Raw genomic sequence first — 24,176 nt, 5'->3', positions numbered from 1 at the left:
GAATTCTTGAATGGCCGACTGGATGTGGTTCGGGCGATTGTTTCCGCCCCGTCTCGTGTCCAGCGGTGCGCTTCTCGGGGAAGCATGCCGGGCGCGCGGCGAAGTCTCGACGACGCCGATCGTTTTGGGCCAGCGTCCTTATGGATCACCGGTCGAGGTCTGCCGACCGCGTCGTTGGAAAGCCTATGCCATGCCGGAGACGATCGAACCTCGCAAAGGCGCAACCGGTCAGCCGATCGCGCAGCCCTCGCCCGTCGAGATGCTGAAGCAGGCCGTCGCCGGTGGCCCGAAAGCCGCGGCAAAGGCGACGCCGCCCGCAGCCGCGCCGACGCGGAAGGCGTTCCACCTCGGAGCCAACGGTCGGCTTGCCGCAGCGAGCGTGGCCGCCTTGGTTGGTGGCGTGTGCCTCGGCTTGGTGGCAGCCCCTCAAGAGCGATCCGGCGCGGCGCTTGCGCAGGTCCAGGCCGAATTGTCGGCCGGGCGCTCGGAAGCGGCCAGGTTCGCACAGGAGATCGACCGGCTCGCCCGTACGGTGACCGCCCTGCGTGACGCGAGCGAAGCAGCACGCGGTGAGACCAAAGCGCTCGGCCACACCCTGACGGATCGGCTCAGCCGTACCGAGCAAACGCTGGATAAGCGACTGGCGAACCTGTCCGAAACGGTGGCCCGCGTCGAGCGTGATCAGACTGAGCGCATGACGAGCGCGATCGCGCAATGGGAGAAGAAGCTGCAACCGGTTGCCGCCGCCGCTCCCGCAAAATCCGAGGCGAAGCCCGAGGCGCGCGCGGCGGAGCCGACACAGACCGGAAGTCTGCCGGACAAGCCGAAATCCGACACCCTCGAAGGCTGGGCGCTGCGCGACGTCTATGACGGCGTCGCGGTGCTTGAGGATCGTCGCCGCCGGCTCGTCGAAGTCGGACGGGGCGACGCGGTGCCGGGTATCGGCCGGGTCGAGGCAATCGAGCGCCGGGGTCGACAGTGGGTCGTGGTCACCCGTCAGGGCATCATCACGCCCCAAGCGTGGTAGCGCCGATTCGGCAGTGTGACCGTTCTGTCAGTCCACCGGTAGGATATCGGCGCGCTTGACGGCAGCGAGCGTCGTGCCCGGCACGGCGGGTGCCAACTCGGCCAGCATGGTCGCCCGCTCAAGGCGCATCCGACCGCGCTCAAGCGCCTCCTCCCGAGCCTTCGGCGTCGGGCGGAGAATCATGGCGAGAAGCGCTTCGCTTTCGCCATGCTCGGTCAGATACTTCCCGTCGAAGACTGGCATGACCTGTTCCAACCCTCGGTGAGGGCATGCGGCTTACGAGCAAAAGCTCGACCGTGCGTGAAGAACCAACAAAACGGGGATAAGTTCCGCCAGTTCTTCAATCTTCACTGCGTCTTCATATTTGCGCCGCAGCAGACCTTACGGCGGTGCGAAGCCGCACACCAGACTGACAATAGTCGTACAACTCAGGTTTGCGGCAGCGCCAAAAGATTAGCCGGGAAGCCACGAAAGCCCGTTTCGACTTTGTAGAGGTGCCCCGCCATCGGCTCGAGCGTCGGATCGCGGCCGCGAAGACAGGTCGTGACGTAGAGCGTCGAGAGGTCGTCACCGCCGAACGCGCATTTCGTGACGAGCGGTGTCGGCATCGGCACGACGTACGCGACGCGGCCGTCCGGGTCGAAACGGGTGATGCGACCCGCGCCGTAATGGCAGATCCAGAGGTGATCCTCGGCATCGAGCGTCAGGCCGTCCGGCTTGCCCCAGCCCTCTTCGAAACGGATCAACGGTCGCGCTTCGCCGATGCGCCCGTCCTCGAGCGCGTGAACCTGCACGAGGCCGTTCGCCGTATCGATCGTGTAGACGCGCCGTCCGTCCGGGCTGACGACCGGACCGTTGGTCACGGCGGCACGGCTGCCGAATGTCTCGACCCGCGAACCGTCCCAGCGGTGGAAGCCACCGGTCTCCGCTTCCTCCGCGTCGTCCATGCTGCCGAAATAGAGCCAGCCATCGGGCCCGGCATTACCGCTGTTGAGCCGATTGCCCGCGGGATAGTTGTCCGGACGAACGAGCGGCGTCCGTGATCCGTCCGAGAGCCGCAAGGCAGCGACACCGGACTTGAACCCCGCGACGACGCGGTCCGGATCGGGCGTCAGAACGGCGAAACCGATCTTCTCGTCGAGCGGGAGCCGCACGGTCTCGCCCGTAGTAGGCCAGTGCCGCCAGATCGCCGGGTTCTCGATATCGACCCATAGCAACGACCCGTCACGGGCATCCCAGACGACCTCCTCACCGAGGGTGCAGCCGCAGGCGACCGCAACGCGCGGCGTGTGGGGATGGACGGGTGGGGTCATCGAGGCTCCGGCACGCTGAAGGGCGGGATCTTCGAATCCCGCCTCGATCAACGCGCCCCGCCCGCGCTTTTTCCCTCATCGGATGGGGCCGGCTCGAAACCTGCGGTTCTAACGGGTCGCTTCCGCGACGAACTCGGCATTGATGGCGAAGGCGGCCATCGCGCCCTCCGCGGCGGCCACGACGGCGAATTGCACGCGGCGCGACGCGTCACCCGCCACGTAGAGACCGGGCACGTTGGTCTTCTCGTATTCGCGGGTCGGAACCACGCTGCGGGTCTCGTCGAGTTCGCAGCCGAGTTGGGTGATGAGCGGGGAGGGGCTGCAGGCGAACGGCATCAGGAAGAGCGCCGTGCAGGCGGTCTGGCTTCCGTCGCGGAAGCGGAGGCAAGTGGGCCGCGATCCGTCCCCTTCCAGCCGTTCGATCTCCGCCTCGATCACCCGCACGCCGTTGCGGGCGAGCCGATCACGGTCCTTGTCGGACAGATCGCGATCGTGACCGCTCGTGCAGAGGGTGACGTCCTGGCTCCAGCCGGTCAGTTCCAGCGCCAGCCCGCAGCCACCATGCCCGCGGCCGTAGACGACGAGCGGGCGGTCGCGAACCTCGAAGCCGTCGCAATAGGGGCAGGAATGCACACCCGTGCCCCAGTAGGTCTCGAAGCCCTCGATCTCGGGGATGTCCTGCGCCAGGCCCGTCGCCAGGATCAGACGGCGCGCCCGCTCAACGATGCCGTCGGCCTGGATGATGGTAAAGCCGTCGGCGTCACGCGCAGCTTCCGTTACCGCGACGTCGCGGCACTCGACGGTCTCGTAGCGGTCGAGGTCGGCCCGGCCCTTTGCGCGCAGATCGAAGGGCGGGGTGCCGTCGCGGGTAAACAGCCCCCAGGTGAGGGGCGTCGCGGCGTTGCGGGGCTGGCTCGCATCGCAGAGCAGAACCGTGCGACGGGCCCGGCCGAGGATCAGGGCGGCGTTGAGCCCGGCAGGGCCGCCGCCCACGATGATGACGTCGTGCATGCTGATCTCCCGGCGAACCCGCCGGGGATCAAGCCTCGTGATCGCGAAAGAGTTTCGCGAAAGTGCCGCCGCTTAGGCGGCGCTCTTCACCGGCACGCCCTTCTCGGACAGGAACTGCTGCAGCTCACCCGACTGGAACATCTCGCGGGCGATATCGCAGCCGCCGACGAATTCGCCCTTCACGTAAATCTGCGGAATCGTCGGCCAGTTCGAGAAGGCCTTGATGCCCTCGCGCACCGCCATGTCGTCGAGGACGTTCACGCCCTTGAACGGGACGCCGAGGTAGTTGAGGATCTGGACGACCTGACCCGAGAAGCCGCACATCGGGAATTGCGGCGTGCCCTTCATGAACACGACCACGTCCTGCGAATCGATCTCGTTCTTGATGGTGGAGTTGACGTCGGTCATCGCACGGTCCTCGTTGTCGCTTCGTCTCGGTCGGGTGTCAGATCAGACCTGACCGTCTAATTTCAAGGTCGGCTCAATCCTGCGGGACACCCGTGGTCAGCGCAAGAGCGTGGAGCACGCCCCCCATCCGTCCCTGGAGCGCGCCGTAGACCATCTGATGCTGGGCGACGCGGGTCTTGCCCTTGAAGGCGGCGGAGATGACGGTCGCCGCGTAGTGGTCGCCGTCGCCCGCCAGATCCTTGATCTCGACGTGCGCGTCGGGCAGCGCCTCGCGGATCATCGACTCGATCTCGCGCGCATCCATCGGCATGGGGGCTCTCCGCTCGCTTTCGTCTCGTTACGCCGCAGGTGCGGCCGGCTGGCTCGCCATGTAGGCGGGGAACCAGCCTTCATGCGCGGCCTTCAGCTCGGCCACGGATATGGTCTCTTCGCCCGGCAGCACCAAGCTGTCGCCCGTGACGATGCCGACGGTCGAGGCGTCGATGGCCTGCGCCGAGGCGCTGTAGAGAAGGTCGGCGGCCTGCTCCGCCGGCACGGCGATCAGGTAGCGGCCCTGATCCTCGCCGAACAGGTAGGCATGAACCGGCACGCCTTCCGGCGCCGCCGGCAGGGCCGCGCCAATCCCGCCGGCCATCGCCATCTCGGCCAGAGCCACGGCGAGGCCGCCGTCGGAGAGGTCGTGCACCGTGTCGGCGATGCCGGAGACGATGAGGCTGCGCACGAAGTCGCCGTTGCGTCGCTCGATCGCCAGATCGACCGGCGGCGGTGCGCCCTCCTCGCGGCCGGCGATCTCGGAGAGGTAAAGCGACTGGCCAAGCCAGCCCTCGGTGCGCCCGATCAGCACCAGCACATCGCCCTCGCGCTTGAGCGCGACCGTGGCATGGCACTCGACATCATCGATGACGCCGACGCCGCCGATGGTCGGGGTCGGAAGGATGCCGACTCCGTTGGTCTCGTTGTAGAGCGAGACGTTGCCGGACACGACAGGGAAGTCGAGGGCGAGACAGGCTTCGCCGATGCCCTTCAGGCAGCCGACGAGCTGGCCCATCACCTCGGGCTTCTCCGGGTTTCCGAAGTTGAGGTTGTCGGTGATCGCGAGCGGGCGCGCGCCGACGGCCGTGATGTTGCGCCACGCTTCCGCAACCGCTTGGCGTCCGCCCTCGACCGGATCGGCTTCGCAGTAGCGCGGCGTCACATCGGTGGAGATCGCCAGACCCTTCGGTCCGTCCTCGACTCGGACGATGGCGGCGTCGCCGCCGGGCTTCTGCACGGTGTTGCCGAGAATGAAGTGGTCGTACTGCTCGTAGACCCAGCGCTTCGAGGCGAGTTCGGGCGAGCCGACCAGACGCTTGAGCGCCTCCGCATTCGGCACGCTCGCCTCGACGCTTGCCGCAGCGATCACCGGCTGGTGCGTGTTGGCGATGTGCGGGCGGTCGTAGAGCGGCGCCTCGTCGCCGAGTTCCTTGATCGGCAGGTCGGCGACGGTCTCGCCGTTGTGCTTGATCACGAAGCGCAGCGTATCGGTGGTGTGGCCGATGACCGCGAAGTCGAGGCCCCACTTCACGAAGATGGCCTGCGCCTCGGCTTCCATGCCGGGCTTGAGCACCATGAGCATCCGCTCCTGGCTCTCCGAAAGCATCATCTCGTAGGGGGTCATGCCCTCTTCGCGGGTCGGCACCTTTTCGAGATGCAGCTCCACGCCGAGATCGCCCTTAGCGCCCATCTCGACCGCCGAGCACGTGAGGCCGGCCGCGCCCATGTCCTGAATCGCGATGACGGCGCCGGACGCCATCAGTTCCAGGCAGGCTTCGAGCAGGAGCTTCTCGGCGAAGGGATCACCGACCTGCACGGTCGGGCGCTTCGACTCGCTCGACTCGTCGAACTCGGCCGAGGCCATGGTGGCGCCGTGGATGCCGTCGCGGCCGGTCTTCGAGCCGAGATAGACGATCGGGTTTCCGACGCCCGTGGCGGCCGCGTAGAAGATCGCGTCAGTGCGGGCGAGGCCCACCGCCATGGCGTTGACGAGGATGTTGCCGTCGTAGCGCCGATGGAAGCCGACGAGCCCGCCCACCGTCGGCACGCCGAAGGAATTACCGTAGCCGCCCACGCCCGCGACGACACCCGAGACGAGGTGGCGGGTGCGCGGATGGTCGGGCGAGCCGAAGCGGAGCGCGTTGAGCGCCGCGATCGGCCGCGCACCCATGGTGAACACGTCGCGCAGGATGCCGCCGACACCGGTCGCCGCGCCCTGGTAGGGCTCGATGAAGCTCGGGTGGTTGTGGCTCTCCATCTTGAAGACGCAGGCGAGGCCATCGCCGATATCGATCACGCCGGCATTCTCGCCCGGCCCCTGGATCACGTGCGGACCGGAGGTCGGCAGGCCGCGCAGGTGCTTGCGCGAGGACTTGTACGAGCAGTGCTCGTTCCACATCGCCGAGACGATGCCGAGTTCGGTCAGCGTCGGCTCGCGGCCGACGAGGGCGCGGAAGCGCTCGTACTCGTCGGGTGTCAGGCCGTGCTGGCGCACCAGCTCGGGTGTGATCGGAACATCGTTGCGAAACATCCGAAGGCCCTGTCCCAAACCGTTGCCGCAGATCGATCCGATCCCTCAACCGGAACCGGTCAATGGCAAGCCGAACGGGCTTGCTGCGACGAAAATGACTTCGCGCATCGCTCTAGAGCGGATCAGGACCGGCTGCAAAGGGCGCGCACAGCCATGGTCGGATTGCGCACAAGCCGTCTACGCCTTTTCCCTACGTAAATTCGGCGCTGGCCGTCACAGGCCGCTGCGTCCGGCACCGTTCCACCGCCGCGTGGACGGGCTCCGGCCCGGCAACGAAGGCGACGTAATCGAAGGCCTTCTGCTCGCGGCTCGACATCAGGAGCTGGAAATGCATGCGAAACAGGTTCCAGCGCCGCCGCGCCACGAGCGCCGGCTCGATCAGATCCTCGATCTCGACCCGCATCACCGCGAAGCGGCCGGGAGGCGGCGCGGGCAGGCCCGAGGCGCTGACCGGGTCGCGCAGGTGAATCGAGAGCCAGTCCCAGCTCGCTCGGATGTCGAGCCAGCCGATCGCCGTGTCGCCACCGATCCGGCCGAGGGAGCCCCGCGCCTCCTCGGCCAGCGGGTCGAGGGTGAGCCAGGGAATGACGCTGCCGATGGTCACGAGCGTCACCGGCGTGCCGCGACGGCCGAATTCGGGATCGGCCTTCAGGATACGGTCGAGGCACTCGAAGGCGAGGAAGCTCGACGAGGAATGGCCGATCACCACGATCTCGGAGGCTCGCCCCTCCGCCGCGCGGATGCGCTCCGCCCAGGGCTTCAGGCGCTCGCGCATCGCCGTTTCGCGCCCCGAGGCGTGATCGTGGGTGAAGGCGGTGTCATCGACGAGATGCGTGACGTAGAGCGGCTTTCCCCGGGTCAGATGAGTCACCAAGGCCAGGATCGCGTAGGCGAGCAGCGGGACGAGGGCGATGCCGGCGAGCGTCGGCAGGGCGGCCAGCGGTGTCAGCGTCACCACCGCAACGGCGAGGGCGAGGCTCGCGAGAACGAAGACCAGATAGAACTGGTGGACGCTGACGATGACCCGATAGAAGCGCCGCGCCTCGCGCTGGAACTTCCGCAGGTAACCGGAGCGCCACAGCCGACACCACAGACCCGGCAGGCTCACGAGCCGGCGCAGGTTGGAGCGGGGAAACCGGTCGCGGACGATGTCGTCCCAGCGCAGGAGGCTGTAGCGCACCCGCGTCGCTTCCCCCTCGACCTGGCTGTCCACGTCCCAATCGAGGCTGATGCCGTCAGCGGCCCGCACCGGGTCGCCGACCGCGATCGCCATGCCGCGCCGTTCGGCCGTGATGCGGCTCTCGCGGCGGAACAGACCCCAATAGGTCTCGGGTTCGCGGGGATCGAAGCCGGGCAGGTAGAACACCTGCCGCACCGGATGCGCGTCTTCGGATTCAGGAATGGCGGACCGCCGTTTGTCTCGACTGAAAGCGGGGCGTGCGGACGACGCGCCCCCTCATGCGCTGCCTACACGATGCGGCGGGGCCGGGGCGAGGGCAAAACGCCGACAGCCCGGCCTCAGGCCGCGTCCAGCCACTCCCGCAGCTTGGTCCAACGCCGCCGCGAGGTCCCTTCGCGGACCGCCATCGCAAGGGCCCGGCGCTGGCCGATCAGCACAACGAGGCGGCGCCCGCGGGTGACGCCGGTATAGAGCAGGTTGCGCGCGAGCATCGTGCGATGCTGGGTCACCACCGGGATCACCACAGCCGGATATTCCGAGCCTTGCGCCTTGTGGATCGTCGTGGCGAAGGCCGGGACCAACGTGTCGAGTTCGTTGAACGGGTAGATCACCGCGCGACCGTCGAAATCGACCACGAGCGCCTCGTCCTCCGCGTCGATGGCGCTGATCGTACCGAGGTCGCCGTTGAACACGTCGCGGTCGTAGTCGTTGCGGGTCTCCATCACCCGGTCGCCGGGCGCAAAGCGCCAGCCGAAGCGTTCGACCTCCGCCGAGGGCGACGGATTCAACACGCGCTGAAGGGCGTTGTTGAGGTTGCGGCTGCCGAGCGAGCCGCGGATCATCGGCGTCAACACTTGGATGTCGCGGATGGGATCGAGGCCGAAGCGGCGGGGGATGCGGCGGGTAACGAGTTCGATCAGCGTCTCCACGCCCTCGTCCGCGTGCTCGATCTCGACGAGGTAGAAGTCGCTGTCCTCGCCCTTGGCAGGCGCGGCCGGCATCCGCCCGGTGTTGATGCTGTGGGCGTTGACGACGATCCGGCTCTGCGCCGCTTGGCGAAAAATCTCGGTGAGGCGCGCCACCGGCACGGTTCCGGAGGCAATCACGTCGGCCAGCACCTGTCCGGGTCCGACCGAGGGAAGCTGATCGACATCGCCGACGAGGATCAGGCCCGCTCGCTCCGGCACCGCCTTGAGGAGGGCATGCATCAGCGGCACGTCGACCATCGAAGTCTCGTCGATGACGAGGAGATCGCAATCCAGCGGGTTTTCCTCGTTGCGCTGAAAGCCGCCGTTGCGCGGGTCGATCTCCAGCACGCGATGGAGCGTGCGTGCTTCCAGCCCGGTCTGCTCGGCCATGCGCTTGGCCGCGCGGCCGGTGGGGGCGGCGAGCAGCACGCGCACGCCCTTGGCGGTGAGGATGCGCAGGATCGCGTCGAGGGTGCTAGTCTTGCCGACGCCGGGCCCGCCGGTGAGAACGCAGAGCTTCGAGCGGAGCACCAGCCCGACCGCCTCGGCCTGCGAGGCGGACAGCGTCTTTCCGGTCTTCGCCTCGACCCAGGGCCTCGCCAGAGCGAAGTCGATCGCGGCCCAGGGTGGCGGGCCGGCGGCGCGCTCGGCCAGCCGCATCGCGATGACGCGCTCGGCGCCGTGCAGGCCCTTGAGGAACAGGCAGGGCTCGCCGCGCAGCGTATCCGCGACGACCTCGCGGCCCTCGCGCAGGACGAGTGCCGCGGCGAGCCGGACGAGATCGGGCGCGACGTCGAGAAGCTCGGCGGCGAGGCGTACCAGCCGCTCGACGGGCAGGCCGCAATGGCCCTCATCCATCGCCGTCTGGAGGGCGTAGGAGACACCGGCAGCGAGCCGCTGCGGCGCGTCGCGGGCGAGGCCGAGGCGCAGGGCGATGGCGTCCGCCGTGCGGAAGCCGATGCCGCGGATGTCGCGGGCGAGCCGATAGGGATCCTCGGCCATCACCTTCAGGGAATCCCCGCCATAGGTGCGGAAGATCCGGGTCGCCCGCGCGGTACCGACGCCGTGGGCGTGCAGGAAGATCATGATCTCCCGCACGGCCTTCTGCTCGGCCCAGCCCTTGACGATGCGCGCGGCGCGCTTGCGGCCGATCCCCTCGACCTCGGTGAGGCGAGCGGGCTCGGCCTCGATGATCTCGAATACCGCCTCGCCGAAGCGGGCGACAATGCGCTTGGCCATCATCGGGCCGATGCCGCGCATCTGCCCGGAGGCGAGGTAGCGCTCGATGCCCTCGATCCCGGTCGGCGGTGTCACCTGGAGCGTGTCGGCGCGGAACTGGAGGCCGTGCTCACGGTCCGTGACCCATCGCCCGGAAGCCGTCAGCCACTCGCCCGCGGCGATGGCGGGGGCATGGCCTACCACCGGCACGAGGTCGCGCCGGCCGCGGGCATGGATCTTGAGGACGCAGAAGCCGGTCTCGACGCTGTGGAACGTCACCCGCTCGACCGAGCCGGCGAGCATGTCGAGGGGCGTACCGCCATCGAGGTCGCCGGGACGGACTGAGGTGTTCATCGGCTCGATCCGTCATGGTTCCGAAAGGACAAGTCCTTTCGCGGGTCCAGGGCAGAGCCCTGGGATGCTCCGCCCCCCGCCGAAGGGCTCGCCGTTCGGAATCCCCTTACGCAGCGCGGCTGCCGCGTCCGCCCTTCTTGGCCGGCGGCCAGCCGAGCGCCCGGAGGCGGGCCTTGGCGTAGTCGCGCACCTCCTCGCGGGTACCATGCGGCATGGCGTTGAGGATGCCCTGCGTGCGCTCGTCGAGCATCAGGTCGGTCACCGCGTTGATCGATTCAGCCTCGTCGATCAGGCGCTTGAGGTCGGCTTCCTGCTCGGTCACCTCGTCGAAGGCCGGCGGCGCGTCGAAATCCTCGTCCACCGCGCGGATCGCCATCGGCTGGTTCTGGCGGAACTCGTCCGCCTCCTCCTCGGAATAGACGAGGCCGTGCAGCTCGATCAGCTTGAGGATCACCCGGTCCTTCGCCCGCTTCTCGGCCATGGCGTAGACATAGGCCGCCTGCCGGCCGGAGACGCGATAGTTCACGTTGACCAGCGCCTCGCCGATCGACCACTCGACCCGCTCCTCGCCGGCCTTCTCGCCGGGCATGTGACCGGTGACGAGGATCACCGCCTCGTCGCGCTCGCTGCGCAGCAAGGTCGGCGGATCGAAGCGGATCTTCGTGTGAGCGGCGATCCGCTCCAGGGTCTTGTGGTAGATCACGGCGGTGCCCTGCACGCGCCAGACGTTGCCCGCGAAGGGCTCGCCAAAGCGCACGAGGATGTCGGCAATCTGCTTGTCGGCTGTTCTCATGGTGCGTCCCCAGACTGTGGACAGGGCCCGTGAGTGGGAGTACGCCGCTCTCTGCGACGGCGGATGTTCGCGATATGTTCTCTTTGTGGATAATATGTGGATAACTTTTCCCGATGCAAACCGTGGGGCCTGCGGCGGGAGGTCGCGACACCGCGATGCTATTCGATCAGACGGCATTCAATGAAGGTGTAGCGCCGCTGCGCCGAGCCCAATCAAATTTTGGGACGCTTCGTCAATCCGCAGTCGTTTCATCAATTTACGGCTCGATACGAATATGACTTTATCGTTTGATCGAGTCTAAAAACTGGATCTAAAATGATTAAGTCTATCTTCGCTATTGCTTTAGCCGGACTAGTTGCCTTACCTTCCCTAGCGATGGCGAGTGACTATGCCTTCAAGCTACACAATCGTGCGGAAGGCTATTCGATTGCCGGGTTCTATACGTACCAGAATGGACGCTGGAGCCGGAATTGGATCGGCGGATCGATCAATCCCGGACAGTCGGCATCGCTGGACTGGAATAGCAACGATGGCGACTGCGTCGTGCCGTTCCGCGTGAAATGGCGTGACTATGGCGCGGACGATTTCAAGCTCGATTGGTGCAAGGGCGTGTCCAACGTCTACATGAAGGACAAGGGCTTCACCTACGATTGATCCCTGCTTGTACGAGGGCAACTAAGGGCGCAACGCGCCATCGCGCTGCCCCCGGTCAGCCGGCGCGCTTCGCGTCGGCCAGGAATTCACGGATCGTGTCGGTGAAACGCTCGCCATAGGCCTCGCGCTTGCGCTCGCCGACGCCATGGACGGTTCGGAGCGCCCAGAGATCGACGGGTTTTGCGCGCGCCATCTCGATCAGGGTGCGGTCGGGGAACACCATGAAGGCGGCGATGCCTTCCGCCCGCGCGATGGTGGCGCGAAGGCCCCGCAGGTGCTGGAACAGCGCCTCGTCCGCCTCGCTCAGCGCATTCGCCTCGTCGTCGCGCGGCGTGGCGCGGCGGCTCCTCGGCTCGGCCTTCTTCGGCTCAGGATCGGGCCTGACCTCGATCGTCTCGCGGCCGAACAGGATGGCCTCGCCCTTCTCGGTCATCACGAGGCCGCCATAGCCGTCGGTGTTCTCCGCCACCGCTCCGGCTGCGAAGAGCTGGCGCAGCAGGGCGCGCCACGCCGCCACCGGCTTATCATTGCCGACGCCGAAGGTTTTGAGCGCGGCATGGCCGTTACGGCGGATGGATTCGCTCTCCTTGCCATGCACCACGTCGCAGACATAAGCCGCGCCGAAGCGCTGCCCGGTGCGGACGATGGCGGAGAGCAGCTTCTGGGCCGCCACCGTCCCGTCGATGAGGGAGATGCCGCCGCGGCAGAGATCGCAGCGCCCGCAGCGCTCGCTCGCCTCGCCGAAATAGCCGAGCAGCGACTGGCGGCGGCAGGCAGCGCCCTCGCACAGGGCGATCATCGCCTCGAGCTTGCGCCGCTCGACCCGGCGACGCTCCTCCGAGATTTCCTTCTCGTCGATCTGGCGGCGTCGCAGCGCCATGTCATCGAGGCCGTAGAGGGTCAGGGTATCCGAGGGCAGCCCGTCGCGGCCGGCGCGGCCGATCTCCTGATAGTAGCCCTCGATGTTGGTCGGCATGTCGGAGTGGCAGACGTAGCGCACATCCGGCTTGTTGATGCCCATGCCGAAGGCGATCGTGGCGGTCATCACCACGCCGTCCTCCTGCAGGAAGGTGTCCTGGTTCCTCGCCCGCGTGCCCTGATCGAGCCCGGCATGGTAGGGCAGGGCGTTGAAGCCGTCCCCCTTGAGCGTGTCGGCGAGCTGCTCCACCCGCTTGCGCGAGGAGCAGTAGATGATGCCGCTCTCCGCGCGGCGGTCGCGCAGGAAGCGCTCCAACTGGCGGGTCGGGTTGTCCTTGGGCTGGAAGGTCAGCCGGATATTGGGCCGGTCGAAGGAGTGGACGAAGGTTCTCGGGGGCCGTCCCGCCGGGAACAGCCGCTCGGCGATCTCGGCACGGGTCGCGGCATCGGCGGTGGCGGTGAGCGCCAGGGTCTGCACGTTGCCGAGCGCCTCGCGGGCGCGGGCGATCTCGCGGTATTCGGGGCGGAAATCGTGGCCCCATTGCGAGACGCAATGCGCCTCGTCCACCGCGAGCCGCCGCACGCCGGCCCCGCGCAGGGCCTCCATGCAGCCGTCCATCAGCAGACGTTCCGGCGAGACGAACAGCAGCCGCAGCTCGCCGGAGCGGATCTTGCGCCACGTCTCCCGTGATGCCGTCTCCGCGATCGTCGAGTTGAGGGTCGCCGCCTCGATGCCGAAGGCGTGCATCTGCTGCACCTGATCGTGCATCAGCGCGATCAGCGGCGAGACCACGACGGTGAGCCCGGCATCGACCAGGGCCGGCAACTGATAGGTCATCGACTTGCCCGAGCCCGTCGGCATCACCGCGAACACGTCCGTGCCGTCGAGCACGGCGCCGATCACCTCGTCCTGGCCGGGACGGAAATCGTCGTAGCCGAAGGTTTTTTTCAGCGCGGCGCGGGCCTCGTCGAGGCGAGCTGTCATTGGGTCTCTTGCCAAAGGCTAGGAACGGAGCGCGACTCGGCTTGCCGAGCAGGCGTGTAGGCGATAATGTGTGGCTGTCTACACAGTGAGGCTGCCATGCCCTTGAACATCCGCAGCGAGGAGGTAAACCGCCTCGCCGAGAAGCTGGCATCGCAGGCTCGGGTGAGCAAGACCGAGGCGGTGCGTATCGCACTGGTCAACGAGTTGGAACGGCAGGAGCGCCACATCCCGCTGGAAGAGCGGTTGCGCCCGCTTCTCAACCGCCTTGATGCTGTGCCCGATACCGGTCTGCCGGCTGACAAGGCGTTTTTCGACGAGTTGAACGGAGAGCCGTGATGTTCGTCGACGCCTCCGCCATGGTCGCGATCCTGATCGGCGAGCCGCAACGCAGCCCGCTGCTCAAGTGTCTCGATGGCGCCGCCGCTCCGATCACCTCCGCCCTGGCCGTGTTTGAAACCGTCGCGGCGGTGACGAGGAGGCGCGCTCAGTCCGCCGAGGCATCGGAGATGCAGGTTCATGAATTTCTGAGGTCCGCCAGCATCACCATCGTGCCGATTGCGGAGGCAGAGGGGCAGGCAGCGCTCACCGCTTTTGCCCGTTTCGGCAAAGGCCAGGGCCACCCGGCGCAATTGAACATGGGCGACTGCTTCGCCTATGCCTGTGCCCGAACGCGCAACGTTCCGCTTCTCTTCGTCGGCAACGACTTCTCGCAGACCGACATCGCCAACGCGACGGGCTGAGCCTTACGCCCCCGCCGGAACAAGGCGGCCATCCGCGACGCCAATCAGATCGGCCCGGCCTTCCAGCTCGGCGAAGAGGGCCGGGTCGGCGCCCGTCATCCAGACCTGTCCCTCCAAGGCTTCGAGCGCATCGAACAGCCCGCCGCGGCGGCGCGGATCGAGATGCGCGGCGACCTCGTCGAGGAGGATGAGCGGCGCAAGCCCGCTCATCGCGCGCACCAGGCGGGCATGGGCGAGCACGAGGCCAATCAGCAGGGCCTTCTGCTCGCCGGTCGAAGCGGTGGCGGCAGGCACGTCCTTGGGGCCGTGGCGCACGACGAGATCGGTGGTCTGCGGCCCAATCAGGGTGCGGCCGGCGGCGCGGTCGCGGTGGCGGCCCTGCATCAATGCCCGGCGAAAGCGATCCTCCGCCTCCAAAGCGGGCCAGACCGCGACGAGATCGTCGAGGTCGCCCTCCAGCCGGAGCGAGGCCCAGGGGAAGGGCGCCGCATCGTCCCGCGTCTCGGCGATGAGCCGATCGAGGCGCTCCACCGTCTCACGCCGGGCCAGCGCCACGGCGACGCCGAGTTCGGCCACCTCGCGCTCGACCGCATCGAGCCAGCGGCCGTCATCCAGCCGCTCGTCGAGCAGGCGGTTGCGCGAGCGCAGGGCCCGCTCCATCGCCGAGACGCGGGCACCGTGGCCGGCATCGACGGCGAGCACGAGCCGGTCGAGGAAGCGGCGCCGGTCACCGGCCGCGCCGCGGAACAGCCCGTCGAAGTCCGGCGTCAGCCAGACGATCCGCAGGAATTCGGAGAAGGCGACGGGGGAGGGGGCGTTCGCGCCATCGATCCGGCAGACCCGCGTGCCGCGCCCGTCATAGCCCGGCGGCTCGTAGCCGGACCCGAACCGGTGCTCGGCCTCCGAGGCTTCGAGCGTCGCCGACACGGCGAATCCGCCCGGTCCGCCGACCCGCGCCATGGTCGCGAGATCGGCCCGGCGCAGGCCGCGACCGGGGCAGAACAGCGAGACCGCTTCGAGAATGTTCGTCTTGCCCGCCCCGTTCTCGCCGACCAGCGCCACGAAGCGGCGGGTGGTGGCAAGATCGAGATCGACGTGGTTGCGGAAGTCGCGGGCGATCAGGCGGGTGAGGCGGGGGCCTCCCGGCAGTATGTCCATGTGAGCGATATATCCGATCCGGCCGCGGCCGGAAGCGGACTCACACGCGCATCGGCATCAACACATAAAGCGCCGGGGCGCCGTCGCGGTCCTGGATCAGCGTCGGCGAGCCAGGATCGGCGAGCTTGAACAGGGCTGTATCGCCCTGGAGCTGCGCGGTGATGTCGAGCAGGTAGCGGGCATTGAAGCCGATATCGAGGGCGGAGGCCTCGTAATCGACATCGAGCTCCTCGGTCGCCGAGCCGGCATCTGGATTGGTCACGGACAAAGCGAGGCGCCCCTCGCTCACAGCGAGCTTCACGGCGCGGCCGCGCTCGGAGGAAATGGTCGAGACGCGATCCACCGCCTTGGCGAAGGCGTCGCGCTCGACCGTCAGGCGCTTGTCGTTGCCGGTGGGAATCACCCGCTGATAGTCGGGGAAGGTGCCGTCGATCAGCTTCGAGATCAGGATCACGCCGCCCGCAAACGTCAGGCGGATCTTGGCCGGGGACAGCTCGACCTGCACGCTCTCGCCGCCATCGTCGACGAGCTTCTGGATCTCGGCGACGGCTTTGCGCGGGACGATGATGCCCGGCATCCCGCGGCTGCCCTCGGGCGCATCGGTCTCGACGCGTGCGAGCCGGTGCCCGTCGGTCGCCACCGCGCGCAGCTTCAGGGCACCCTCGACTTCGAGAGTGTGGAAGTAGATGCCGTTGAGGTAGTAGCGCGTCTCCTCGGTGGAGATCGCGAACTGCGTCTTCTCGATGAGCTGCTTCAGCTCCGCCGCCGGAATGGCGAACGAATGCGGCAGCTCACCCGCGGCGAGATCGGGGAAATCGCCCTCCGGCAGGGCGCCCAGCGCGAAGCGTGAGCGGCCGGAACGGATCGTCATCTGACCCGTCTCACCGGAGGTCTCCAGCGAGACCTGCGCGCCCTCGGGCAGCTTGCGAACGATATCGTAGATGACATGGGCCGGCACCGTGGTGGCGCCGGCATCGAGCACGTCGGCGGCCACGGTTTCGGTCACCTCGATATCGAGGTCGGTCGCCTTCAGCTGAAGGCCGTTCTCGCCGGTGCGCAGCAGAACGTTGGAGAGGATCGGAATCGTGTTGCGCCGCTCCACCACCCGGTGCACGTGGCCGAGCGATTTCAGGAGGGCCGCGCGCTCGACTGTGACTCTCATCGGAAAACCCGTCGTCTCTTGAACAATCGGCCCGCCCGCGGTCGATCAGGCCGGATAAGGATATCGCCCGCCCAACGCCCGTGCGACCATCGCGACCGGAGAAACGGTCGGCGACCGGACGTTTCGCAAGGCACTCCGAAGCGGAACGGGGCCGGCAGCTTGGCGAAGCGCCCCCACGAAGGCAAGGGCGGCCTTCGCACTGTCCCGCCCCGCGACGGCGCACGGCCCGGGAGGGCGCCCGGACCGGACAGGATCCGCGGCCGGGATAAAACGTCCTCAAGGCGAGACCGGGACGCACCCGACCCCGCCCAGAGCCGTCTCTCAGTCTTGCAGCATGCGCTTCAGCAGCTCGACCTCATCGCCGAGCACCGCATCCTCACCGATCTGCTTCTCGATCTTGCGCACCGCGTGCAGCACGGTGGTGTGATCGCGCCCGCCGAAGCGACGGCCGATCTCGGGCAGGGAGCGCAGGGTCAGCACCTTCGACAGATACATCGCGATCTGGCGCGGTTTCACCACGGCGGCGGTGCGGCGCTCGGACAGGATGTCGGAACGCGAGACGTTGTAGCGCGAGGCCACCAGCTTCTGGATGTCCTCGATCTTCACCCGCTTGGGCTCGCGGTTCTTTACGAGGTCGCGGATCGCGGTCTCGGCCGTCTCGACCGTGACCGGCGCGCCGGTCAGGGTCGCGTGGGCCAGGAGCCGGTTCACCGCCCCTTCGAGGTCGCGGCCATTGGCCGTGATCGCCCGGGCGACATAGGCCGAGACGGCCGGGGAGACCTCGAAATTCGGGTGGCTCTGGCGCACGGCATCGAGCCGGGCGGAGAGGATCGAGGCACGAAGCCCCTCGTCGAGCCCGCCGATCTCGACGACCAGACCACCGGCGAGGCGCGAGCGCACGCGCTCGTCGAGCGCTTCCAGCTCCGTCGGCGGCCGGTCGGAGGCGACCACCACCTGACGCCCCGAATCGATCAGCGCGTTGAGGGTGTGACCGAACTCGGTCTGGATCGACTTGCCCTGGATGAACTGCACGTCGTCGAGGATGAGCAGATCGATCGCCCGCAGGCGCTCCTTGAAGGCCAGCGCGTTCTGCGTCTTCAGGGCGTTGACGAAGCCGTACATGAAGCGGTCGGCGGTGAGATAGATCACCCGGCGGCCGGCCTCGCGGGCGGCATGGCCGGCCGCGTGAAGCAGGTGCGTCTTGCCGAGGCCCACGCCGGCATGGACGTAGAGCGGGTTGTAGAGCGCGCCGTCGCTGTCGCTGCGGGCGATTCGCTCAGCCGCGGCATGGGCCAGCGCGTTGGAGCGGCCCACCACGAAGTTCGCGAAAGAGAGCCGCGCATCGAGCGGCGCGCCGTTGAGATCGACCGAGGCCGAATCGCCCCGGGGCGAGGCGATCTCGGTCTCGATCATCGGGCCGGGCCCCTGGAGAGCCGCGGGCGTCGCGATCGCGTGGAGACGGTTCAGCGGCCCGCTCGTCGCGTTCGGCTTCGCCGGCACGCCGGCACTCGGCCGGGCCGGGCCGGAGGGGCCGCGTACGCCGACCTCGATGCGGCTGACGCCATCGGCTTCGGCGCGGAAGGTCGTCAGCACCCGGTCGATGTAATGCGATTCGATCCAGCTCTTGAGAAACCGGGTCGGAACGGTGAGGCGGGCGACCCCCCCGTCCACAGTCTCCAGTTCGAGGCGGGCGAACCAGCTTGCGAAGACGTCCTCGCCAAGCTCCGCCCGCAGCCGCCGCTTCACCCGCGTCCAGGCGGCGGGAAGATCGACGCTTCCTCTGCCGTTTCCGCCATCGCCGTCCGACATGCTGCCGTCGAGGTGCATCACCGTGTCTCCTCGCATCCTCAGCCGGCGGACCGGAGGGGACGCGTACGCATACGCCACACGAGAGGAGGCGCCGCCCGATCGGGGCGGCACCGAGAGTGGCCGCGGCGCTGTCAAGAGCGGCGTCGCGGCCCATCGCTAAAGATGGCTGTGTATCAACAATCCTCTATCGTTCTCCTAACAGCGGGACGATCGGGGAAAACATCTTCGCGCCCGCAGAGTCGTCAGGCCGGGACCGAAGAGTCGAAGGCCTGCCCGCAACTTGGGGACGACTCTGGGGGTGCCGGTGCTGAACTTGTCGAGCCGCTCAACCGGCAACGTTTTGTTAAGCTACACGGCCGGTGCAGCACGACGCAATGGAGAGCACTTTCCGCATGGTTAACGAAACCTTCACGGGCCCCTGAACAGGCAGGTGCAAGCGTCGATTCGGGATAACCCGGCGCGAACTGTGGAGAAGCATCACGGGTCGGTGCACAACCGCGACCGATCGAATTTCAGCGTGGCGCCTGATCCGGAGCACGGCGAGGCCCGCTTGGCTGAGCGTTTCTCACCGCCTCTTCGCTGCACGGCCATCCCTAGCGTGGAGACGATGGGCGATCGGGGGCTTCTAAGCACGGATGGTGGCGGCACCGTGCGGGGGAGGGGGCAATTCCGCCGCGCAGCCATAACCGGCTGGGGCCGTGCTCGACGATTCGCGCGGCGCACGGGCACAAAAAAGCCCGGCCTGAGCGGCCGGGCTGAATGCAGCATCATATCGAGCGGGGCCCCCTAAAGCCTTCCATTCGGAAGGCCGGGAGCCGTCGCAGTCCGATTAGGCAGCGATGGCCTTCACGCGGGCGGCCAGGCGGGAAACCTTCCGCGAAGCATTGTTCTTGTGAACGATGCCGTTCTGGGCAGCGCGCATGATCTCCGGCTCGGCGGCGCGGAGGGCGGTGAGGGCCTGGCCCTGATCGCCGGACGCAATCGCCTCCTCGACCTTGCGGACGAAGGTACGCATCCGCGAACGGCGCGAGCGGTTGATCGCCGTACGCTTGGCGATCTTGCGGGTCATCTTCTTGGCCGACACGGTGTTGGCCATGGGGCATCCTCGTCTGGTCGTGGCGGCAAGAACTCGGCCCGGAGCATCCGGTGTCGGTCAGCGCAGCCTGATGATAAGCAAAGGCGAAAAGACCGGGCGCAATGCTGCGGCCGGACGTGGTGGCTGCTCTATAGCGACACCCCCATGGTCCGTCAACAAATCGTCACGCCATCGCTCGATCTTGCCGCTCACGCATTTTGTGCGACGGAAGAGCGTTGCCAAGCGAAATTCGATCGGCTAATGCCCCTCCAGTCCGGCGGCGGCACCGCCCCCCGGCACCGCGCTGCGGTAGCTCAGTGGTAGAGCACCTCATTGGTAATGAGGAGGTCGAGAGTTCAATCCTCTCTCGCAGCACCATTCTTCCCCTAACGATATCAGTAGGTTAGGGCGAACGACACGCTGAGGATGACCGCACTCTCACACAGCGGTCTCACACATTGTCACTCAGAATAGCGCGACCGTGGAAAAACCCTAGGACGGGCGTTTTCCATCTACGGCAGCGAACGCCTCTCGATCTTGTCGGACGCTTGCAGGGACAGTCCGTCACTCTCCCCATCGGCGATACGTGGGCGTCCATCACCGTCGGTCCGATCGTCCAAGCATCATTGCGAACCAAAGAACCGCGCGAAGCTCGTCACCGTCATTCGATTGCGGATGGCGCGCTAAAGCGATTCTGGCACGAACAGCGGTTCGGGACGCTTCCTGACCTTGGATTTCAGAGGTCCGACTCAGCACAGGCAAACGAGACGCCGACACCGTCCCCACCGGTAGAAGCGCTCACGCGTGTCGAAGCGATTTCATGCGCCACAGGGCTCAACCCCACGTCCCTGTCCTCACAACAACTGTTCGAGCGATGGGCGACCTACAGCGCTGATAAGCGGGCTCGCAACACGATCAAGCGCTATCGAGCGACCTTCCGATCCCTTACCGCGTTCTTTAAAGAGCGCGACGTTCGATGCCTGTCGTCCGACGACCTTTACGAATGGGCAGAATGGCGACGCGATCATGCCGGCGTCAGCGCACGGTCAATAAACAGGGTCGATTTAGTCGCAGTCAGTTCGATTTTCCGATGGGCCGGCAACAGGTCTGGCGGAAGGCTCCTATCCTCTAATCCGGCAAGAGGCATTTTCCTTGATGAGCCACGCCTTATCGTCGAGCGTGAGCGGACATTCCGGGAAGCTGAGATCGCCAGAATCCTTGACGCAGCGTCGGCGGTGGTGCGCGATCAGCTTCATCCAACACGTTCAGCGGCGCGACGTTGGTGTCCCTGGCTCGCCGCTTACTCAGGCGCCCGCATCGGCGAACTGACAAGCTTGGAAAAACGGGACATTCGATTAGAGGCGGGCATCTCAGTGATGGACCTGCGCATAACAAAAACCGGTGAACCGCGTACTGTTCCCTTGCACGCCCATCTATTAGAACAGGGCTTTGTGGAATTCGTAAACGCCAGATCACCCGGACCTCTATTCTACGATCGAGTTCGCTTTAGGCCCAACTCAGAAACATCACCGGCTGAGCAACAAGCAAAGAAGATCAGCCAGTGGCTTCGCTTGACGGTGAAGCTCGATCCCGGTGTGGACCCGAACCACGGCTGGCGGCACACATGGAAGACGCGTGCCCTTGCTGCAGGGATCGAAGAACGGTTGCGAGATGCCATTACCGGCCATCGGGTCGCATCGGTGGGACGAAGGTACGAAACACCATCCCTACCGATGCTCAGCCGTGCAATAGCTCAGTTTCCGCACTACGAAGTCAATCCGAGCCTCGCAATCAAACCATTCTAGCCGCGGATGCCTGACGAATATGGATCGTACGGCAACGCCTTATGTGGCGCTCAAGCCGTCTGGAATCGCAAATTATCTTCGCAAATATTCTCGGCATTTTTCGAACGCAGAATGAAGGCTGACTGTCCGCGCCATTCGCTTAGCGACCAGTTACGAAAAGTTTTATCGCCGGCTGCCTGCATCGGCGCACGACGGCACGTTCATCGCCTTCCGACCATTGACTAGCGTTCAATAGTTGCTCTCGCATCGCGATAAGGCCAGCACTGACTGATCAACTTCCAAGCCAAGAGATCAGTCGGGGACGGTACAATAGCTAGCGTTTCTGGCAGTGGTAGGGGCAAGCCCTCACGCGATGCATAGCTATGACCTGATTGATTCATGGCTATCGAAAGATGATACGAAGTGTACAACGAACACCATGACCATTTCTCCGACGCGCCAAGCCATTATGAAAAGGCACGCTCGATTGACGGAAGCGAAGATTCGAATGGGCCTATAATCTTCTATGATGCACGCAGGGCAGGCGGCGGGAAGACTTATGACATCGTGACTGCAGCTTGTCAGAACGCTGAAAGAGGACTGAAGTGCCTCATTGTCCAACCGACCACCCTTCTAATCGATGAGACGTTCGGCGAACTGAAATCACGGTTCCCATCTGTCACCGCTCACAAATTCCATTCTGACGACGGATACGCTGGCAATGTAAGCGCGCGGGCGATGGCGTACTTCAACAATGCTGATCTTGGTGGTGTGGTCGTACTCATAACACACAAAACTCTCATCAACCTGCCGTTCTTCTATGGCAAGGATCGATGGTCGGCATACTTTGATGAATGCCCCAACGCATTCGAGTCGTTCGAGGATCGCCTTCCGAACAATCATTCGCTTGTGACTGATCACATTCGGATTGCAGACGCTGCAAGTGCATATAGTCGCCTTGATGTTACAAAACGATCAACACTAAGCATGATCGCTCAGAACAATGGACAAGACTCAGTCCTCAAGCAGGTGCAGGACATAGCAAAAATGTTGCTGTCGCCCAACTATGATACTTTTGTTAACATCGCGAAGTTCCAAGCTCTAAAGACCAAGACGAACACTGATGGCGTCCTCTCAATGTTCTCCATTTTGAGGCCGGATTTTCTGCTTGGATTCAAGAGTGTCACGATATGCGCTGCCTTGTTCGAGGACACATTCGCTTACCATCATTGGTCTCGCTTGGGTGTCGCGTGGAGAAAGACACAACAGTTATCACGTGACGATGCTTCCAACACTCATCCTTACAACCCAAGCGTATCGATCTACTACGGGTATGAGGCGCGCTATTCGAAGTACTTGCGCAACGGTTTAGGTGGGGACAACACGCCCATAATCGCCGCAGCCGCAAAGAAACTCGGCAACAGTGTTTATGTGAGGGTAGAGAATAACGATGTCAAGCTAACTAGTCCAATGAATAAGCTGAAGGGAGACAATCTGATCCCTGGCATCTCACACGGCCTGAACAGCTACAAGGATGTCCATAACGCAGTAGTGATTATAGCCGCAAACCAATCACCCGAAGCAAGCAGGTTCTTGAGGGAATACTGTGCCTTCGATGATGACATGCAATTCAACGCGTTCACCAATCACAGCGTCTATCAAGCGATCTGCCGTACATCTATCCGTGGGAATGAACTAGCCCATGACAAGATTTGGATAGTTGCTTCGAAAGATACTGCCGATTGGTTGAGCGGCATCTTCCCTGGCTCACGTGTCGAATCACTCGGGCTGATTCAACCTGAGAAGCAGAAAGTCGGCAGGAAGCGTACTTATAAAAGTGACAATGAGCGGAAAAATGCATCAAAGAACCGTTCACGAGCCGAGCTTTCTCTCGCCTCGGGCCTCACCCATAATCTGACTTCTTCATTTCTGGACGGAGTCAATTATCTCAATGGCGACGAATTAGCTATTAAAGATATAAGTCATTTCGTCGCCCGATTCAGAGCTTCCTACTTCAAGAACTACTTCTCGACTGATCCATTCGTCATATCGAAAACAGAATCCCAATTCATCACCTATCTCAGGAAACATTCTAAGAACATGTACAAGGCAAAAAACGAAATACCATGTGTTAGCAGTGCATTGTTCGACGTCGACAAGTCAGATGAAACCAATAGGGGCAACGATAACGTTGAGTTGGTTCGGGGAATGTGGATTGATATCGAGAAAGGAACAATGACGCATCAGGACTTCGCTGGACAATTCCCACTTCTTCACATGGTTGTCTTTAATACTTTCCATCACAAAAAAAACAGGCCGCGCATTCGTGTATACATTCCGACGAACAGAGTAATGAGAGACATTGAGTACAGGATGATCCATAGAGAGATTGTTTATGTGCTGGAACGAAACGGGTATCGGTCAGAGAAGCTGTCCGACAACAATTGTCAGGATGGGCTCCAAGGTAAGTATCACGGCATTGATTCCATCCCTCACCCTTGTGCCGTCTTCACTCTACCGTGTCAGGCTCAAAGGCGATCAGACAGCTTCTTCAAGGAATACAAAGGCGATCTTCGCGAACCGCTTGACGTTGATAGCTGGCTTCAAAACCGCATTGCTCCTAATGATGACAGTATCCAACCGGTCCCGTACAGAACGGACGTGGGCAGCGACGCGCCAATCAGCCTGGAGCAGCAATCAGGTATCGATGCGTCAATGAGTGAATGGTACCGTATCGGCGCGCTCCCGGGGGAAGGTCATGATGCGATCTTCACCCTGTATCGGTCCCTATGTGCTTTGAAGCTGCATCCTCAGATCATCTCTGAACGGCTGTACGAAGCAGCACTATCCGCCCGCTCACCGATTCACCGGAAGAAGCAGGTTGATCGATTGGTAATAGGACTTAGGCGCTGGCATCAGTCACGTCACTGTCCCATTCTGTAAGACTGAGGGATGTCACGAACAATAAGGGTGTCGTGACATCCCTAAATGTTGCCTGCATTTCGGCCATGGGTCGCCCTCAATCATACGGAAGGACCAATCAGGACGCCCACAAC

General features: G+C 64.7%; 20 protein-coding genes and 1 tRNA gene. 7 read left to right on the top strand and 14 right to left on the bottom strand.

Going from position 1 to position 24,176, the window contains the following annotated elements:
• The first annotated feature begins 190 nt into the window (after positions 1-190).
• On the top strand, positions 191-1,027 hold the full coding sequence (locus tag OVA30_RS21200; protein WP_268176757.1) for a hypothetical protein: 837 nt from the start codon (positions 191-193) through the stop codon (positions 1,025-1,027).
• 27 nt (positions 1,028-1,054) lie between these two features.
• Here OVA30_RS21200 and OVA30_RS21195 read toward each other — a convergent pair whose 3' ends face one another.
• From OVA30_RS21195 to OVA30_RS21155, 9 genes are all read right to left on the bottom strand, one after another.
• Positions 1,055-1,270 (bottom strand): hypothetical protein, encoded by a 216-nt coding sequence (locus OVA30_RS21195; protein WP_003601032.1) that lies wholly within the window; start codon positions 1,268-1,270, stop codon positions 1,055-1,057.
• A gap of 185 nt (positions 1,271-1,455) precedes the next feature.
• Positions 1,456-2,340 carry an SMP-30/gluconolactonase/LRE family protein gene (locus OVA30_RS21190; protein ID WP_268176756.1) on the bottom strand — a complete coding sequence of 295 codons (885 nt, stop codon included), beginning with the start codon at positions 2,338-2,340 and terminating at the stop codon, positions 1,456-1,458.
• A gap of 108 nt (positions 2,341-2,448) precedes the next feature.
• Positions 2,449-3,351 carry an NAD(P)/FAD-dependent oxidoreductase gene (locus OVA30_RS21185; RefSeq protein WP_268176754.1) on the bottom strand — a complete coding sequence of 301 codons (903 nt, stop codon included), beginning with the start codon at positions 3,349-3,351 and terminating at the stop codon, positions 2,449-2,451.
• A gap of 72 nt (positions 3,352-3,423) precedes the next feature.
• The gene (grxD, locus tag OVA30_RS21180; RefSeq protein WP_003601035.1) at positions 3,424-3,759 is read right to left on the bottom strand and encodes a Grx4 family monothiol glutaredoxin; all 336 of its coding nucleotides are present in this window, start codon (positions 3,757-3,759) and stop codon (positions 3,424-3,426) included.
• Between the two features lie 73 nt (positions 3,760-3,832).
• Positions 3,833-4,069 (bottom strand): BolA family protein, encoded by a 237-nt coding sequence (locus OVA30_RS21175; RefSeq protein WP_003601036.1) that lies wholly within the window; start codon positions 4,067-4,069, stop codon positions 3,833-3,835.
• Between the two features lie 27 nt (positions 4,070-4,096).
• Positions 4,097-6,322 (bottom strand): phosphoribosylformylglycinamidine synthase subunit PurL, encoded by a 2,226-nt coding sequence (gene purL, locus OVA30_RS21170; RefSeq protein ID WP_268176753.1) that lies wholly within the window; start codon positions 6,320-6,322, stop codon positions 4,097-4,099.
• Between the two features lie 190 nt (positions 6,323-6,512).
• A complete protein-coding gene (locus OVA30_RS21165) occupies positions 6,513-7,697 on the bottom strand; it encodes a hydrolase (RefSeq protein ID WP_268176752.1) in 1,185 nt (394 codons plus the stop codon).
• A gap of 143 nt (positions 7,698-7,840) precedes the next feature.
• On the bottom strand, positions 7,841-10,042 hold the full coding sequence (recD2, locus tag OVA30_RS21160) for an SF1B family DNA helicase RecD2 (protein ID WP_268176751.1): 2,202 nt from the start codon (positions 10,040-10,042) through the stop codon (positions 7,841-7,843).
• A 106-nt stretch (positions 10,043-10,148) separates the two neighbouring features.
• Positions 10,149-10,835: a hypothetical protein gene (locus tag OVA30_RS21155; protein ID WP_003598308.1), complete on the bottom strand. Its 687-nt coding sequence runs from the start codon at positions 10,833-10,835 to the stop codon at positions 10,149-10,151.
• A 315-nt stretch (positions 10,836-11,150) separates the two neighbouring features.
• Here OVA30_RS21155 and OVA30_RS21150 point away from each other — a divergent pair, with 315 nt between their 5' ends.
• Positions 11,151-11,489: a hypothetical protein gene (locus OVA30_RS21150; RefSeq protein ID WP_268176748.1), complete on the top strand. Its 339-nt coding sequence runs from the start codon at positions 11,151-11,153 to the stop codon at positions 11,487-11,489.
• A gap of 55 nt (positions 11,490-11,544) precedes the next feature.
• On the opposite strand, the gene recQ is transcribed toward OVA30_RS21150, so the two are convergent.
• Entirely contained in the window at positions 11,545-13,392 is a 1,848-nt protein-coding gene (recQ, locus tag OVA30_RS21145; RefSeq protein WP_268176747.1) for a DNA helicase RecQ, read from the bottom strand.
• A gap of 96 nt (positions 13,393-13,488) precedes the next feature.
• On the opposite strand from recQ, the gene OVA30_RS21140 reads away from it, so the two are divergent.
• Together OVA30_RS21140 and OVA30_RS21135 are read left to right on the top strand one after the other, a co-directional pair.
• Positions 13,489-13,728, top strand: a complete 240-nt coding sequence (locus OVA30_RS21140; RefSeq protein ID WP_268176746.1) for a type II toxin-antitoxin system VapB family antitoxin — start codon at positions 13,489-13,491, stop codon at positions 13,726-13,728.
• Complete coding sequence (locus OVA30_RS21135; protein WP_056115190.1) at positions 13,728-14,132, top strand: type II toxin-antitoxin system VapC family toxin; 405 nt, start codon at positions 13,728-13,730, stop codon at positions 14,130-14,132. Before OVA30_RS21140 ends, OVA30_RS21135 begins: the two co-directional genes overlap by 1 nt.
• Positions 14,133-14,135: 3 nt before the next feature.
• Here OVA30_RS21135 and recF read toward each other — a convergent pair whose 3' ends face one another.
• From recF to rpsT, 4 genes are all read right to left on the bottom strand, one after another.
• Complete coding sequence (gene recF / locus OVA30_RS21130) at positions 14,136-15,290, bottom strand: DNA replication/repair protein RecF (RefSeq protein ID WP_268176744.1); 1,155 nt, start codon at positions 15,288-15,290, stop codon at positions 14,136-14,138.
• A 40-nt stretch (positions 15,291-15,330) separates the two neighbouring features.
• The gene (dnaN, locus tag OVA30_RS21125; protein ID WP_012251831.1) at positions 15,331-16,452 is read right to left on the bottom strand and encodes a DNA polymerase III subunit beta; all 1,122 of its coding nucleotides are present in this window, start codon (positions 16,450-16,452) and stop codon (positions 15,331-15,333) included.
• A 321-nt stretch (positions 16,453-16,773) separates the two neighbouring features.
• Entirely contained in the window at positions 16,774-18,279 is a 1,506-nt protein-coding gene (gene dnaA / locus OVA30_RS21120) for a chromosomal replication initiator protein DnaA (protein ID WP_012251830.1), read from the bottom strand.
• A gap of 811 nt (positions 18,280-19,090) precedes the next feature.
• Positions 19,091-19,357 (bottom strand): 30S ribosomal protein S20, encoded by a 267-nt coding sequence (gene rpsT / locus OVA30_RS21115; protein WP_003598297.1) that lies wholly within the window; start codon positions 19,355-19,357, stop codon positions 19,091-19,093.
• Between the two features lie 282 nt (positions 19,358-19,639).
• On the opposite strand from rpsT, the gene OVA30_RS21110 reads away from it, so the two are divergent.
• From OVA30_RS21110 to OVA30_RS21100, 3 genes are all read left to right on the top strand, one after another.
• Positions 19,640-19,714: transfer RNA gene (locus OVA30_RS21110), tRNA-Thr, on the top strand.
• A gap of 80 nt (positions 19,715-19,794) precedes the next feature.
• A complete protein-coding gene (locus OVA30_RS21105) occupies positions 19,795-21,141 on the top strand; it encodes a tyrosine-type recombinase/integrase (protein ID WP_442786118.1) in 1,347 nt (448 codons plus the stop codon).
• A 402-nt stretch (positions 21,142-21,543) separates the two neighbouring features.
• On the top strand, positions 21,544-24,063 hold the full coding sequence (locus OVA30_RS21100) for a hypothetical protein (protein WP_268176741.1): 2,520 nt from the start codon (positions 21,544-21,546) through the stop codon (positions 24,061-24,063).
• Positions 24,064-24,176: the final 113 nt, after the last annotated feature.

The sequence above is a fragment of the Methylorubrum sp. SL192 genome (genome assembly GCF_026672325.1).
Taxonomy (GTDB): domain Bacteria; phylum Pseudomonadota; class Alphaproteobacteria; order Rhizobiales; family Beijerinckiaceae; genus Methylobacterium; species Methylobacterium extorquens.
The sequence above is the reverse complement of the archived record's forward strand: the minus strand, read 5'-3'. Positions and strand labels throughout refer to the sequence as shown.